This window comes from Nitrosomonas sp., assembly GCF_024282095.1.
Taxonomy (GTDB): Bacteria; Pseudomonadota; Gammaproteobacteria; order Burkholderiales; family Nitrosomonadaceae; genus Nitrosomonas.
This window is the reverse complement of record NZ_JAMWZS010000003.1, coordinates 35,363-51,755: the sequence shown is the minus strand read 5'-3', so window position 1 is coordinate 51,755 and position 16,393 is coordinate 35,363. Positions and strand designations below refer to the sequence as shown.

The window sequence follows — 16,393 nt, the reverse complement described above, 5'->3', positions numbered from 1 at the left end:
GATTCAAGAATTAAATAACCCATAGCATCCAACCAGGTTCAAACTGACAACGAGCCGTTGATCCTAGTAGGTTCTAGCTTTGGGTGGAAAAGATTCCACTGTGATCGGCTTTAACCGTACCGGCTTGTAATCCAACCGGTTGTTTTCACTAAAATATAAGGTATGTTTCAACCATTTGACATCATCCCGTTCGGGGTAATCATTGCGCGCATGCGCACCGCGGCTTTCACGCCGGGCTTCGGCGGAAATCATGGTGGCGGTAGCGACTTCTTTCAAGTTATCCAATTCCAGCGCTTCAATCCGTGCGGTATTGAATACTTGGCTTTTATCGTTAATTTCTGTCTGGCCAATTCGTTCGCCCACTTCAAGAATTTTTTTCACGCCCTGCTGCAGCATGTCTTCAAAACGAAAAACGCCACAGTAGGTCTGCATGGTTTTGGCCAAAGCCGCATTCACCTGCGCGACATTTTCACCATCCTTCTGGTTTTCCAAGCGAGTCAAACGTGCCAATGTTTTGTCGGCTGCGCTTTCCGGCAATGGTTTATGATGCGGGTGGGTTTTCAAATCCTCGATGATCTGCATGGCTGCGGCGCGCCCAAACACCACCAGATCGAGCAATGAATTGGTGCCCAAACGATTGGCACCATGTACGGATACACAAGCACACTCCCCTACCGCATAAAAACCGGACACGATTTCTTCCGGACCGGTTTTGTACGGTGCCACCACTTGACCGAAGTAATTGGTGGGAATGCCACCCATCATGTAATGTGCAGTGGGCACCACCGGAATCGGTCCACTAATAGGATCGACATGCGCAAATTTGATCGCCAGTTCACGAATTCCCGGCAAACGGGTTTTGATGATTTCAGCGCCCAGATGATCCAATTTCAGCATCAAATGATCACTTTCCTCGCCGCAACCACGCCCGTCCTTAATCTCGGTCGTCATCGCACGTGAAACCACGTCGCGGCTGGCCAGATCTTTGGCGTTGGGTGCGTAACGTTCCATGAAGCGCTCGCCGTCCTTGTTCAGCAAATAACCGCCCTCACCGCGTACGGCCTCACTGATCAGAACGCCGACACCGTACACACCGGTCGGATGAAATTGCCAAAATTCCATGTCTTCCAACGGAATCCCTGCACGCGCAGCAATCCCCAAACCATCGCCGGTATTGATTAGCGCATTGGTGCTGGCCTGAAAAATCCGCCCGCCGCCACCGGTAGCAAATAGCGTGGCCCGTGCCTGTAAAATCGAAACCTCACCGGTCTCCATTTCCAATGCGGTAACACCCAAGACATCGCCTTGCTCATCACGAATCAGATCCAACGCCATCCATTCAACAAAAAACTGCGTATTGGCACTGACATTGCGCTGATACAGCGTATGTAATAATGCATGGCCGGTACGATCGGCCGCCGCACAAGAACGTGTCGCCTGCGCACCGCCAAAATTTTGCGACTGCCCGCCAAACGGGCGTTGATATATTTTGCCATTGTCCAGACGATCGAACGGCATGCCGAAATGCTCCAGCTCATACACCACTTCGTTGGCATGGCGGCACATGAATTCAATCGCATCCTGGTCACCCAGATAATCGGAGCCTTTCACCGTGTCATACATGTGCCAGTGCCAATTGTCTTCGGTCACATTACCCAATGCTGCGGCGATGCCTCCTTGTGCCGAGACGGTATGCGAGCGCGTGGGGAATACCTTGGACAATACCGCCACTTTCAATCCCGCCTCGGATAATTGCAACGCCGCGCGCATTCCCGCACCGCCCGCACCGACAATGACCACATCGAATTTTCTTTTGGTTAGCGCCACATCAACTCCACAGTATTTCCGCAGTCCACACCCAATAAAACAGCAAGGCAGTAATCACCGCAATTTGCATGGTCAGGCGCAGCGCCGTGGCATGCACATAATCCATCAACACATTACGCACTCCGACCCATGCATGCCAAAACATGCACATGAAAAATACAAAAGTCGCTATGCGCATCCACTGGTGGTCGAATATTTCCTTCCATGCCGCGTAATCCTGCGGTGCAGCAACGCATAAAACACCCACCAGCACGATGAGATAAAGCGTCATCAAAACGGCTGTCACCCGCTGTGCCAGCCAATCCTTCAAGCCGTAGTGCGCCCCCGTTACCACACGTCTGGATTGCCTTACCATAGCATCAATCCTGCCAACGCAGTTAACATGAGCCCGGCAACGAATACCAGTTTACTGCTGGCACGCGCTTGCGTCAGCGCAACACCGATATGCAAATCCAGCAACAGATGACGGATGCCCGCGCACAGGTGGTGCAAGAAAAACCATAGCGGGAGCAACAACATCAGCTTAATCATTGGATGGCGCAGATAGTCCTGCAGCACTTCAAAGCTGTGTTGTGATTGCAACAGCATTTGTAAACTACACAGCAATAAAGGAATGCCCGGAAAAAACAGCAACACACCGCTGATGCGGTGCAGAATTGAAACCACAGCCGGCAAAGGCTGCCTGATCTTGAACAAATTCAGATGCTTGGGGCGTTTATGGTGTAATTTCGCTTCCATGCGGGAGATTTTAAAGTAGAAAATATTGTTGCCAAAATTCAATTGACACGCTGAATATTAGGATCAAGTTTAGTCTGTTATGTAGCTCGATACAAGCCAAAACTCGATTGCACAAGCAATTCGTACTCGCTATATTTCTTTCTGAAATGAAAAAATAAGCAACCCGGTTACAAACCATCAAGCCTTTAAAATCGATAAAAATTGCTTGTGGTTTTCATCTGATTACCCCACCCATATGCTCTCAAATCTTGATTTCAGCCTCGATGGGCTATTGCACACCCAGTACTAACGTACTAATACCAAAGTACAATTGTCACAACTATCAAAGTAACTAGAATATCACCTTCCTAGCACACATCGAAGATATTAAATATCAGAAAAAAATCCAAATTCTGGGATAACACAGTATTTCACAGCAGATTTGTCTGAAATAGGCTTTATTTGTAAACAATTACTTATAGGAGCACTTGCAATGGGGTTTGTGAATGAGAGAATGGAAAATTATGACTGTCAGACTATAGATCGAGAACGAGGTATAGTTTTAAAGAAGGTAAGTGGACCAGGGCCAGAAAATCACCCTCATAAATTCAATTTAGCCTTTGCAGGAGAAAGTATCAATTTCTCATCTCATAGAAAAGTAATTTCATTAGGACGCGAAAAAGGTTACGACATTGAGTGGCAAGTTTTAGAAATTTATGCGCCACCTCATGTGAAACAAGACAAATCAAAACTGCATGGATTGATCGCAGAAGCCCTGGATGCATATGGTTTTGCGTCTTCACGAGAAAATGTCAAAAGTTTAACCGTTACTTTTCCCCCTAGTGTATAGAAGCCTAAATAATGAATGCATCCGATGCACTGAATGAAATTACTACCCGAAATACTATGGGCAACCCGATGTCAGTCAGCGAACTGCGGGTACTAGCGAACTCTGTCGATGCTAGCACTGGAAATTCGATCTTGTTTCTAGGGAAGTGCTGATTAATTCGCTTTCTTAGACTATGCCATCATTATAATCAATGACTTGAGCGTTAAAAATTCTTGAAAATCGAATAAACCAGCGCTTCCCTAGAGTAGAGGCACAGAAACAAGTTTTATTTGCAAACAATTACTGATAGGAGCACTTGCAATGGGGTTTGTGAATGAGCGATTAGAAAACCATGAGTGGCAAACTATTGATCGGAAAAGAAATATTGTTCTCAAGCGTACAGGAGGTGGAACGCCGCAAGAACCTTTTGATTTTAATTTAAATATCGCAGGAGAAAGCGTCAATTTTTCAGCTAATTATAAAATGATTAATTTAGAAAAAGAAAAGGGCTACGACATCGAGTGGCAAGTTTTAGCAATTTATGCGCCATCGCATATTAAACAAGACAAATTAAGATTACACAGTCTGATTGCAGAAGCTCTCGATGCATTTGGTTTTGCAGCTTCACGAAGAAATGTCAAAAATTTGACAGTTACTTTTTCCCCCACTGCATAGGAGTTTTAAGGAATGAATGCATCCGATGCACTAAATCTAGCACTAGAAATTCGATCTTGTTGCTAGAGTAGAGGCACAGAAACAAGTTTTATTTTTAAACAATGACTTATAGGAGCGCTTGCAATGGGATTTGTGAATGAAAGATTGGAAAACCATGAGTGGCAAACTATTGATCGAGAGCGGAATATTGTTTTAAAAAAGGTAGGCGGACCGGGCTCAGATTCTTATTTTAAATTTAATCTTATTTTTGAAGGTGAGAGCGTCAATTTTTCAGCTTATCAGAAAATGAAACAGTTAAAAGATGGAGATGAAATTGAGTGGCAAGTTTTAGAAATTTATGCGCCACCACATATTAAGCAAGACAAATCAAGATTGCATGAATTGATCACAGAAGCCCTGGATGCTTATGGTTTTGCTTCCTCTCGCGAATTTGTCAAAAATTTGATTGTTACTTTCTCTCCTAATATATAGGACTTGTAAAAAATGGACACACAATCAGCACTCAATGAAATAGCTGCCCGGAGTACTGCAGGCAATCCGATGTCGATCAATGAGCTTAGAGCACTAGCAGATTCTGTTGATGTCAATACAGGGAATTCAACCTTGCTACTATGGAGTGGAGGTGTAGGAAAAGACACTAACTCAAACGGCGAAAAAGAATTTAAAGCAAAAGATATTGCAGAATCACTGTCCAATGATTCTGCTGTTAAAACGATTGCAGATACACAAGTAGGTAAATTTCTTAATTCTGATAATTTTAGGGCTGAACTTCGAGCTGCCGCCAACCGTGAAGGATTGAATTTTAAAGCTCTATATGCAGGCACTGATGTAAATGATGCACGCATCAACAACACCAGCTTCTGGGACACTGCGTCAGCGCGATTGGTAGATGGTCATACCGGGGATTTTCGTTTGATTATGCCTTCTGCCCCTATCGGTAGCGTGGCTGCAGAGACCGAGATTCCAGCGCTATTGAGCAAAGCGTTGCTATCCGGACAGAAAGTTAATGGCGTCGATCTTAAAGACTGGCAAGATCGGTACCGTGCGGACAAGCTGCTAAGTGGCGAAAGCATGGCAAAAGCCGAACTCATCAAATTGATTGGTTCGACATCCAAAGCGGATTTGGCCGATATGCGCATCGGCAAGGATGCGGCAGGCAAATTATATGTTGACACCAATAGTTATTTGGGGAAAACGTTGGGGCTGCCCGCCAAGGATATTCCGGCAGGAACTGAGATAACTCGCCTGGCATCATTGGAAAGCATGCGTTTCAGTTATAACGATATGACGCAGTATGTTAAGTACGAAGGTTTACTGAATAAAGCGGGATGGATCGGAGACATTCTGGGAACAGCGCTCGCTATCGCGCAAGCACAACAAGCGTATAACAGTGGCAAATCAACTGAGGCCGGCGCCATTTTGGCAGTCCACGCCGGTAGTTTGGCGGGCGGCATTGCGGTGGGGTATGGCGCTGCGCTTACGGCTGGGCTTTTGCTTGTGCCCGGCCTGAATGTCGGCATAGGAACCGGTATGTTAATCACCGGGGCAGCCGGGCTTGCAGGCGGTTATTTCGGTGGATTGACCGAGGAGAAGCTTTTCGAAGATTTGTATATGAACATTTCAAGTTTCGATATGGCGCTTTTTTTGCAGGATCTGAGGGATGATTATGCCTGGGCAATCAATCGCCTTGGTGATTTGTTGCTGCAAAATATCGGCGAACTTGCTGAGATATCGAACACTGTTAACAATTTCTTCCTGCAATTCAAAAATTGGACACCGCCACGCACAGATCCGTTAGTGCTGGATTTGGATAATGACGGTATCGAAACCATCGGCATCAACAACCCGGTCATTCTGTTTGATCACGACAGCGACGGCATTAAAACGGGTACGGGCTGGGTCAAAAGCGATGACGGTTTTTTAGTGCTGGATCGTAATAACAATGGCACAATCGACTCAGGTCGTGAGTTGTTTGGTGTTGATACCATCAAATCCGATGGCAGCCGCGCAAGCAATGGTTTTGATGCATTATCGGATCTGGACTCCAATGCAGATCGGCTGTTTGATCAAAATGATAGCGAATTTGCGCATGTGCGAGTGTGGCGCGATTTAAATCAGAATGGTGTGTCTACCTCCAACGAGTTGTTTTCATTACCGCAGTTGGGAATAATCAGTATTAAACTGAATGCCACCAACCAGAACGTCAATCTCGGCAATGGCAACGTACAGACCGCAGCAGCGGCACATTTGACAGTCGACGGTACAGGGCAAACCGGCAATCTCGATCTGGCCAATAATCCATTCTTCCGCGAATTTACCGACACCCTACCGCTTACGGAACAGGCACTTAGTCTGCCCGATACCCAAGGTTCCGGGTTTGTACGTGACCTACGCGAGGCCGCAAGTTTATCGCCTGCGGTAGCCAGTGCTTTGACAAACTTTGTTAATCAAACCACTTATGCAGACCAGAAAGCACAATTGGATGACCTGCTAACTGCCTGGGCACAAACTTCGACGATGAAAACCAGTGTTGAGCAAGCAACTGGGAAAGGATATTTTTTACTATACCTATCACCCAATGAATCATGGTCGAATTATGACCAGCATATGGGGTACTGGAATACTTCAGACATGAGTATCCTGAATGCCTTAACCCCTGAGAAACGCGCGTCATATGAAATGTTGCAACAGCAACAGCAGGAAATAACCGGGCTGATCAGTGTGCTTGAGCGCTTTAACGGTTCACCGTTGGTAGCAGTCGGTACAGACCGGGTAACGCTGGGCAATGGTTTTCAGAATATGGTGGTTCCCGTGCCGAATGTTGCCAATTCAAAAAGGGTATTCGTCTCGCTATCAACCCAGCAAATTGAATTTATGCAGCAGAGCCATGAAACGCTCAAAGAATCCGTCTATGGTAGTCTGGTTTTACAAACACGCCTTGCACATTATCTGAATGAAATAACACTGGATGCAGACGCAGCATCGCAAGTTTTCATGAATTTCTCTGTATTGAATTCATTATTGGATGATCTGAAGGTTACCGATCCTGCAGCTGCCGTGGCTGACTTAATCGAATTAAACAAATACGTCGGACATTTATTGCAAGAAAACGGTTGGACCGGCCTAAATACATTGCGAAACTGGATAGATGAAGGCGTTGCCGGCACACAAGCTGCTGAGATTCTTCGAGATCTCGGTGTCAGCGTTATTGAGCGAGGCACGGCCGATGAGATTGTTTTTAGTGTATCTGGAAATACTACATTAAATGGCTACACCGGCAACGATATTCTCAATGGTGGCGCGGGTAATGATACGTTGTACGGTAGTAGCGGAAATGATTTCCTTTATGGCGGAAAAGGTCGGGAATTGTTGATGGGGGGTGATGGCGACGATGTGCTGCGTGGAGGCGGAGGCGAAAATGACCATCTGAGAGGCGATAATGGTAGCGACACTTATATGTATGCTGTTAACGATGGAAATATTTCCATCAATAATAGCGACACCCTCCCAAGTAGCCACGATGTACTAAGCTTTATGGCAGGTATAAACCCTGTTGATGTAGCCGCACGGCGCGATTCCAACAATCTGCTTTTGACGATAAAAAGTACCGGCAAAATAATCAACGTTGGCAATTATTTTTATGAAAGTGGCGGCAGTATTTATGCATTGGATAGTATTGAATTTAGCGATGGCACCCTTTGGAATGATGCAATAATCAAACAAATGGTCATACAAGCCACAGCAGGTAACGACATTCTTACTGGTTTTGAATCGGATGACAATATTGACGGCTTAAGCGGTGATGATACCCTATCCGGTGCTGGCGGAAACGATACGCTAAGCGGCAATGATGGTAACGACACGTTAAATGGTACTGGTGGAAATGATACATTGGAAGGTGGTAATGGCAACGACACGCTCTTTGGCGGTATCGGTGATGATACGTTGCGCGGAGGTGCTGGAGTAAACTACCTAGCGGGCGATGATGGCAGCGATACTTACCTTTTTGCGGCCGGTGATGGGAATACCAGCATCAATAACAATGAGACCAGCGGTGCATCTCCTGATGTATTACGGTTTATGGCAGGAATCAATCCTGCGGATATCACAGTTACCCGCGATACCAGCAATTTATTTCTCACGCTAAAAAATACCGGTGAAAAGATCACAGTAGTCAGCTATTTTTATCAAGACGCTACGACTCCGTATGTGCTTGACACCATTGAATTCAGCGATGGCACCAGCTGGAATGCAACGACGCTTAAAACTATGATACTCACTGGAACTGCAGGCAATGACACCCTGTATGGTTTCGCATCAGACGACACGATGAGCGGATTGGGTGGCGATGATGCGTTAAATGGTGGAGAAGGTAACGATACCTTACTGGGTGGCGCCGGCAATGATTCCTTATATGGCACAGGTGGAAACGATACATTGGATGGTGGAGACGGTAATGACATGCTCTTTGGCGGCGCCGGTGATGATACGTTACGTGGAGGTGCTGGAGTAAACTACCTAGCGGGCGATGATGGCAGCGATACTTATCTTTTTGCGGCCGGAGATGGGAATACCAGCATCAATAACAATGAAACCAGCAGTGCATCTCCTGATGTATTACGGTTTATGGCGGGAATCAATCCTGCGGACATCGCAGTTACCCGCGATACCGGCAATCTATTTCTCACGCTAAAAAATACCGGTGAAAAGATCACAGTAATCAGCTATTTTTATCAAGATGCTACGACTCCGTATGTGCTTGACGCCATCGAATTCAGCGATGGCACCAGCTGGAACGCAACGACGCTTAAAACCATGATACTCACCGGCACCGCAGGCAATGACACGCTGTATGGTTTCGCATCAGACGATACGATGAGTGGTCTGGACGGAAATGACACTTTAAATGGCAGTGAAGGTAATGACACTTTGTTGGGTGGCTTGGGGAACGACTACTTACAAGGTACGGGTGGGAACGATACTCTGGATGGTGGAAATGATAGTGACACACTTTTTGGTGGTGACGGTAATGATACCTTGCTGGGTGGAGATGGTCAGGACGTCCTGTATGGCAACGCAGGCAATGACGTATTGGATGGCGGATTAGGCGCCGGCGATACCTTGATGGGTGATGCGGGCAATGACGTCTATTTATTCGCAGCCGGAGATGGCAATACCACCATCAGCAATTATGACACCAGCGCCAATCACAATGATGTGCTGCGTTTTGCCGCCGGCATTAATCCAACCGGTGTTCTGGCAGCGCGCTCAGGTAATGATCTGCGGTTGACCATACAAGGCACCGGCGAAATCATCACCATCCAGAATCACTTTATCAGTGGCAACCAATATATGCTCAACGCCGTTGAGTTTGCAGACGGCACTAGCTGGACTAGTGCAGACCTGGCTTTGATGGTACTGACTGGCACTGCGGGCGCTGACAATATCACTGGGTTTGCCACCGATGACACTGTGAATGGCTTGGGTGGTAATGATTATTTGTATGGTGGCGACGGCAATGACACGCTGTTGGGTGGAGATGGTCAGGACGTCCTGTATGGCAACGCAGGCAATGACGTATTGGATGGCGGATTAGGCGCCGGCGATACCTTGATGGGTGATGCGGGCAATGACGTCTATTTATTCGCAGCCGGAGATGGCAATACCACCATCAGCAATTATGACACCAGCGCCAATCACAATGATGTGCTGCGTTTTGCCGCCGGCATTAATCCAACCGGTGTTCTGGCAGCGCGCTCAGGTAATGATCTGCGATTGACCATACAAGGCACCGGTGAAATCATCACCATCCAGAATCACTTTATCAGTGGCAACCAATATATGCTCAACGCCGTTGAGTTTGCAGACGGTACCAACTGGAACAGCACGGCATTGGCTTTGATGATACTGACTGGCACTGCGAGCGCTGACAATATCACTGGGTTTGCCGCCGATGACACTGTGAATGGCCTGAGCGGTAATGATTATTTGTATGGTGGTGACGGTAATGATACCTTGCTGGGTGGAGATGGTCAGGATGTCCTGTATGGCAACGCAGGCAATGATATTTTAGACGGTGGATTATAGGCGCCGGTGATACCTTGATAGGCGATGTTGGCAATGACGTCTACCTATTCGCAGCCGGAGATGGCAATACCACCATCAGCAATTATGACACCAGCGCCAATCACAATGATGTGCTGCGTTTTGCCGCCGGCATTAATCCAACCGGTGTTCTGGCAGCGCGCTCAGGTAATGATCTGCGATTGACCATACAAGGCACCGGTGAAATCATCACCATCCAGAATCACTTTATCAGTGGCAACCAATATATGCTCAACGCCGTTGAGTTTGCAGACGGTACCAACTGGAACAGCACGGCATTGGCTTTGATGATACTGACTGGCACTGCGAGCGCTGACAATATCACTGGGTTTGCTACCGATGACACCATGAATGGCTTGGGTGGTAATGATTATTTGTACGGTAGCGACGGCAATGACATGCTGTTGGGTGGAGATGGTCAGGATGTCCTGTATGGCAACGCAGGCAATGATATTTTAGACGGTGGATTAGGCGCCGGTGATACCTTGATAGGCGATGTTGGCAATGACGTCTACCTATTCGCAGCCGGAGATGGCAATACCACCATCAGCAATTATGACACCAGCGCCAATCACAATGATGTGCTGCGTTTTGCCGCCGGCATTAATCCAACCGGTGTTCTGGCAGCGCGCTCAGGTAATGATCTGCGGTTGACCATACAAGGCACCGGCGAAATCATCACCATCCAGAATCACTTTATCAGCGGCAACCAATATATGCTCAACGCTGTTGAGTTTGCAGACGGTACCAGCTGGAATAGCGTCACGCTTGCTCAAAAAGTACTGCAAGGTACCGCAGCTGCCGACAGCATCACCGGATTTGCTACCGATGACACCATGAATGGTCTGGGCGGCAATGACTATCTGTATGGTTTAGAGGGTAATGATATTTTAGACGGCGGTACAGGACAGGACTATCTATATGGTGGTACTGGTAACGATACATATTACGTGGATAGCACTGCTGATACCGTTACTGAGAACCTTAATGAAGGTACGGATACGGTCAATATTAATTTAACCTATACATTACCGAACAATGTAGACAATCTTATTCTATCAGGCACATCGGCTATCAATGGTATCGGTAATGATCTGGTAAACACCATTATTGGCAACACTGCCGCTAACCAGCTCAGCGGTAATGCCGGTAATGATACGCTGGATGGTGGCGCAGGCACAGATACACTAGACGGCGGACTAGGTGATGATGCATTAACCGGCGGCATGGGTAAAGATATCTTTAAATTCACTACGGCGGGTAATACTGACACAATCACCGACTTTGTTACAGTCGATGACACGATCAGGCTCGAAAATGCTGTATTTAAGAAACTAACGACGACGGGCACTCTTGGAGTCAGTCGATTCAAGATCGGTACCCAAGCAACGGATGCTGACGATTACATTATTTACAACAACTTAACCGGTGCATTGCTTTACGATGCAGATGGTAGTGGAGCGGGTACTGCTGTTCAGTTTGCCGTAGTGAGCAGCGGATTAAGTATGACCAATGCGGATTTTGTGGTGATCTGAATTAACAGGCCGTTGAAAAACGTTTTCGAGGCAGCCGATATCAGGAAAAAACAGGCGAGAAGGCGCAGTTGTTGCATAATAAATGAGCGTTTTGAGCTTGTTTTTAACACCGCAGCGGCAACGTAGATAGTTTTTAAACGCCAGTTAAGTGACTGTTAAGGAAACTCTGAATAACTGTCATTTCGAGCGCAGCGAGAAATCTATGACATTGATTCACAAAGATTCCTCACTTTGTTCGGAATGACAAACATGAATTATTCAGAGTTTCCTTAAGAAACAGAACACCTGATTTAATGAGGCGCTCACAAAGCCACCGCCTCACCGCATTAATCAATTCTCTCATGTTCATGATATCGCTCTCACATGGTGGTTTTTATGCCTACTCAAAGCGACAAAGAAACAAATTACGCAATCAAACTCAACAATCGCTGAGTCTCTTTCTCATCCAATTCCAACCACTGTCCGCGTTTAATGCGTGGCGGCAGATTGATCGGGCCAAAGCGCACGCGCATTAGGCGGCTGACTGACAATCCAATTGCTTCAAACATGCGCCGTACTTCACGATTCTTACCTTCTTTCAGGATGACGCGATACCAGTGGTTGATCCCCTCGCCGCCTTGCTCGGCCAAGTAAGAAAAAGCCGCCCGACCATCAACCAACTCAACACCCGTAGTCAGTTGCGTCATCTGTTCGGGAGTCAGTTTTCCCAATATCCTCACCGCATATTCACGTTCCATTTCAAAACGCGGATGCATCAACCGGTTCGCCAATGCGCCGTCGGTGGTAAAAATGAGCAAACCGCTGGTATTAAAATCCAACCGTCCAATGGCAATCCATTTTGAAGACCGCAAATGCGGCAGTTTGTCAAACACCGAAGGCCGGCCTTCCGGATCATGGCGGCTGACGATTTCGCCTTCCGGTTTATGATACAGCAGAACCTTGGGCAAGCTTTCTTGCGGATTTAGCCGGATCACGCGCTTACCGATACGCACGACGTCGCTCGCGCCAACCCGATCGCCCACGATGGCGACTTTACCGTTCACGCTGACTTCTCCGGTGGCAATCAATGCTTCCATTTCCCGCCGCGAACCCAATCCTTTCTGTGCCAAGAACTTTTGCAACTTAACCGTGGTAGCAGTTGCTAATACGCTGGGAGATTCGGGTGTTTGAACTATCGGTTTGGGTTGTGAAACAGGTATTTTCTTCTTTACCGGCCTGGTTGGCCTCTTAACTTTCATAGGCGTGTCAATCCGGGAATTATGTTCACAATAAAAACCATCATCTAATAAAACCAAATAAGCAATTTTAAACTATTAAGTACCTCACCTTGCGCCTATCGTTAGGGTCTGTTGACAATTGAAGATAAGTATTTAATAGAAAGAGGCAAACTCGTAATATTGAGGTTCCTATACCACCAATAAAACGAGTTTGCGATGCCCCGCTTGATGCTCAGTGATGAGTTTTGGTCGAAGCTGGAGAAGATTCTGCTTCAAGAAGCCATTTATAACAAGCGCAATTTGCGTATGACGGTAGAAGGAATGCTGTATCGAATGCGAGTAGGTTGTCCGTGGCGAGATTTGCCGAAGGCATTTGGAAGTTGGAATTCGATTTACAAAAGATTCAATGCGTGGTCATCGAGTAGCAAGTGGGGTAGGATTTTCAAGGCACTGATCATTGACGCGGATTGTGAGTGGGAATTTATTGATGGTAGCTACGTGAAAGCGCATCAGCATAGTGCGGGAGCAGCTAATAAGAAACCTCAAGCCATTGGTAAAAGCCGTGCCGGGAATACCACGAAGATTCACTTGGTGGTTGATAGTTATGGCTTACCGATTGAGTTTGAGATTACCGGTGGAGGAGTCAATGACTGCTCTGCAGCACCCGGTTTGATTGCCAAGTTACCTGATGCGGAGGTGATTGTTGCAGACAAGGGCTATGATAGCGAGTGCATACGAGAGCAAATAACGAAGCAGGGAGCCAGGGCTGTAATACCAAGAAAGCGCAACTCGGTGAAGGGTAATGCGGATATGGATTGGGGTTTGTATAGATATCGGCATTTGGTGGAAAATGCCTTTGCAAGACTAAAACAGTATCGCGCGGTGGCAACAAGATACGATAAGCTGAAGAGAAATTACGAAAGCATGGTCGCTATGGCATGTGGGTATCTATGGTTACCTATGTGAAATGTCAACAGACCCTAGCAATTGTTGAAATTCCGATACAAAAAGCCTGATCACTCCTCATGCCAAACGAACACGGCTATTAGAAAATTAACGCCTTTCCAGGCATAATCCCGTGTCAATTGATCCCGAAATATTTACATATCGTCTAAATGATTTAAAACAGAAAAAATATGCCAGCCATTACAGTTCCGCTTTGCACAGAGCCATATACAGCGCCATCCTGGTTACCTGGAGGAAATGCCCAAACGCTTTATCCTTATTTTAATAAACCTGCGCAGCTTTTCACGTATCGACGTGAGCGCTGGGAACTCGATGACGGCGATTTTATCGATGTGGATTGGGCGGATGGATCGACTGATGCACCGCTGGTGATATTCTTTCATGGCCTCGAAGGCGGATCATCCAGTCACTATATTCTGAGCATCATCAATGACCTGAGAAATTACAACTGGCGCAGTGCCGTGATTCATTTCCGCGGTTGTTCCGGCATACCCAATCGACTGTCGCGAGCTTATCATGCGGGCGATTCCATTGAAATTGACTGGATGTTGCAGCGAATCATAAACCAGACACAAGCAGTAAGCGCCACCCAATCAGTCTATGTCATCGGTGTATCGCTCGGTGGCAACGCACTGCTGAAATGGCTGGGTGAAAAAGGAGAACACGCCAAAGAAATGGTGGCCGGTGTGGCCACTGTGTCGGTGCCGCTTGATCTGGCTGCTGCCGGCTCAGCGTTGGACGTTGGCTTCAATCAAGTGTATACGCGCCATTTTCTGGACACCCTTAAGGACAAAGCATTCGATAAGCTGGCGCAATTTCCCGGCTTGTTTGATGCCCAAGCGCTCAAAAAGTGCGCCTCGATTTATGATTTTGATAATCTGGTCACGGCACCGCTGCACGGTTTCCGCAGTACCGATGATTATTGGCAACAATCGAGCAGCAAGCAATGGCTGGAACATATCAAAGTTCCCACGCTGGTGATTAATGCACGCAACGATCCTTTCATGCCGGCATCGGCATTACCGTCTCAGCACGAAGTATCCTCCGCTGTCACGCTGGAATTTCCACAAGAAGGCGGTCACGCCGGATTCATGCAAGGCCCGTTCCCTGGAAAATTAAGTTGGCTGCCTCAAAAGATACTCAGTTTCTTTTATCACAACTGCCAGCAAAATGAACGCTGATCAGTACACATGATGAAACGCGGTCATCGTGTTTTCCGGTAAAATGCATCAGAAAAATGCAAAAATGAAGCATTAAAAACGGAATGATGAAATGATCGCTTATCCACCCATTAACTATTTGAATGATCTTACGATTGATCAAATAAATTCTGCCACGCCACTTACTTTTACACAGTACGTACCGCCTATTAACGGTTTTGGCGACATGCTGGATTGGGATTTTAGAGCCCTCTTTTCTACCTCGGTCAACAATACCGGTGCACGCAATATGTTTGCCTTTGAAGGCACCGCAGGCGCAACCTACGATCTATTCAGCCAAAGTTTCTTTGATCCTTTCGTTTTGCAGCTTTTCGATGAGCAAGGAAGAGTGGTTGCGACAGACGACGCCAGCGGTGCTGCTGGCACTGACCACATCCGCTTTACGGCGTCCTACGACGGCATTTATTATCTTGATGCGTCATGGCGCCAAGGTTTTGCAGATATTGATAAGTATGCTGCCATTTCTGTCTACGAAGATCTGGATACCATACCGCCAACTTTCCCAAGCTCATCCCCGTCAGTTTCTGTATTTAGTCCCACAAATTCTGCAACAGATGTGGCCGTTGACAGCAACATTGTTCTAACATTTAGTGAAGCGATCCAAAGAGGTTCGGGATCGATTGCGTTAGTAACCGCTGGCAATGTATTGATAGAATCTTTTGACGCAGCATCCAGTAGTAATCTATCGCTCTCGGACAAAACACTGACCATCAATCCAACCAACAATCTATCCAACAACACGCAATACTTTGTCACGCTGGATTCCGGATCCATTAAAGACTTGACCGGTCACGGCAACGCTGAAGTGACATCCTATAGTTTCATCACCACAGCGCAAACGCCCGACACGAACGCCGACAGAATTTTTGACTGGGGAGAGCGTCAATATCCGGATTTATTTTCAGACCATCCGGAATCGCAGGACGTATTTGGTTATCATGCCCGCATCTATTCAAATGGTAATGCGCTCGGCGAACAAAACGATCATATTTATTTTTATGATGGTGGCACAGGGGATATCATTCTGGTCGGCACGACAGCCGATTTTCTGCCACAGGCAATCGCAGCAGGCTACTAGTAGGCCACATTCAACACCTGCTGGCTACAATTGGACACCCGAAATGGCACACAATATACTACGTTGCGAGTGTAATCCAAGTTTGCAGAACTCATTTTATCTCCTTATTTTCAATCGATTAACTCCATTTTAGATTTCATCATAGCAAAACAGATTCGACCATCAGCAACAATGCATCACTCTGCTCAACTCACCGCTCCACAATAAACAGGGTAGTTTTCCAC

12 protein-coding genes are annotated in these 16,393 nt (G+C 46.8%); 8 read left to right on the top strand and 4 right to left on the bottom strand.

Translation table 11 applies throughout. The features are described from left to right. Positions 1 to 63 precede the first annotated feature (63 nt). Genes sdhA through sdhC form a run of 3 tightly spaced genes read right to left on the bottom strand, consistent with a single transcriptional unit; the run spans position 64 to position 2,565 of the window. Positions 64 to 1,827 carry a succinate dehydrogenase flavoprotein subunit gene (gene sdhA / locus Q0K92_RS01750; protein WP_297324086.1) on the bottom strand — a complete coding sequence of 588 codons (1,764 nt, stop codon included), beginning with the start codon at positions 1,825 to 1,827 and terminating at the stop codon, positions 64 to 66. A 1-nt stretch (position 1,828) separates the two neighbouring features. Beyond that, positions 1,829 to 2,182 carry a succinate dehydrogenase, hydrophobic membrane anchor protein gene (gene sdhD / locus Q0K92_RS01745; RefSeq protein WP_297324085.1) on the bottom strand — a complete coding sequence of 118 codons (354 nt, stop codon included), beginning with the start codon at positions 2,180 to 2,182 and terminating at the stop codon, positions 1,829 to 1,831. After that, the gene (gene sdhC / locus Q0K92_RS01740; protein ID WP_297324084.1) at positions 2,176 to 2,565 is read right to left on the bottom strand and encodes a succinate dehydrogenase, cytochrome b556 subunit; all 390 of its coding nucleotides are present in this window, start codon (positions 2,563 to 2,565) and stop codon (positions 2,176 to 2,178) included. The genes sdhD and sdhC overlap by 7 nt, the downstream gene beginning before the upstream one ends. A 421-nt stretch (positions 2,566 to 2,986) precedes the next feature. Between sdhC and Q0K92_RS01735 the strand changes: the two genes are divergently transcribed. From Q0K92_RS01735 to Q0K92_RS01715, 5 genes are all read left to right on the top strand, one after another. After that, complete coding sequence (locus tag Q0K92_RS01735) at positions 2,987 to 3,394, top strand: hypothetical protein (RefSeq protein WP_297324083.1); 408 nt, start codon at positions 2,987 to 2,989, stop codon at positions 3,392 to 3,394. A gap of 300 nt (positions 3,395 to 3,694) precedes the next feature. Beyond that, entirely contained in the window at positions 3,695 to 4,048 is a 354-nt protein-coding gene (locus tag Q0K92_RS01730; RefSeq protein ID WP_297324082.1) for a hypothetical protein, read from the top strand. Positions 4,049 to 4,171: 123 nt separating this feature from the next. Beyond that, a complete protein-coding gene (locus Q0K92_RS01725) occupies positions 4,172 to 4,519 on the top strand; it encodes a hypothetical protein (RefSeq protein WP_297324081.1) in 348 nt (115 codons plus the stop codon). Positions 4,520 to 4,531: 12 nt separating this feature from the next. Further along, entirely contained in the window at positions 4,532 to 10,135 is a 5,604-nt protein-coding gene (locus tag Q0K92_RS01720; protein WP_297324080.1) for a calcium-binding protein, read from the top strand. Between the two features lie 14 nt (positions 10,136 to 10,149). Further along, complete coding sequence (locus tag Q0K92_RS01715) at positions 10,150 to 11,688, top strand: calcium-binding protein (protein WP_297324079.1); 1,539 nt, start codon at positions 10,150 to 10,152, stop codon at positions 11,686 to 11,688. 404 nt (positions 11,689 to 12,092) lie between these two features. Here Q0K92_RS01715 and rluB read toward each other — a convergent pair whose 3' ends face one another. Next, the gene (gene rluB, locus Q0K92_RS01710; protein ID WP_297324078.1) at positions 12,093 to 12,926 is read right to left on the bottom strand and encodes a 23S rRNA pseudouridine(2605) synthase RluB; all 834 of its coding nucleotides are present in this window, start codon (positions 12,924 to 12,926) and stop codon (positions 12,093 to 12,095) included. Between the two features lie 195 nt (positions 12,927 to 13,121). Here rluB and Q0K92_RS01705 point away from each other — a divergent pair, with 195 nt between their 5' ends. From Q0K92_RS01705 to Q0K92_RS01695, 3 genes are all read left to right on the top strand, one after another. Next, positions 13,122 to 13,871, top strand: a complete 750-nt coding sequence (locus Q0K92_RS01705; RefSeq protein WP_297324077.1) for an IS5 family transposase — start codon at positions 13,122 to 13,124, stop codon at positions 13,869 to 13,871. Positions 13,872 to 14,041: 170 nt separating this feature from the next. Then, positions 14,042 to 15,052 carry an alpha/beta fold hydrolase gene (locus Q0K92_RS01700; RefSeq protein ID WP_297324076.1) on the top strand — a complete coding sequence of 337 codons (1,011 nt, stop codon included), beginning with the start codon at positions 14,042 to 14,044 and terminating at the stop codon, positions 15,050 to 15,052. A gap of 91 nt (positions 15,053 to 15,143) precedes the next feature. Next, a complete protein-coding gene (locus tag Q0K92_RS01695; RefSeq protein WP_297324075.1) occupies positions 15,144 to 16,169 on the top strand; it encodes an Ig-like domain-containing protein in 1,026 nt (341 codons plus the stop codon). The last annotated feature ends 224 nt before the right edge of the window (positions 16,170 to 16,393 follow it).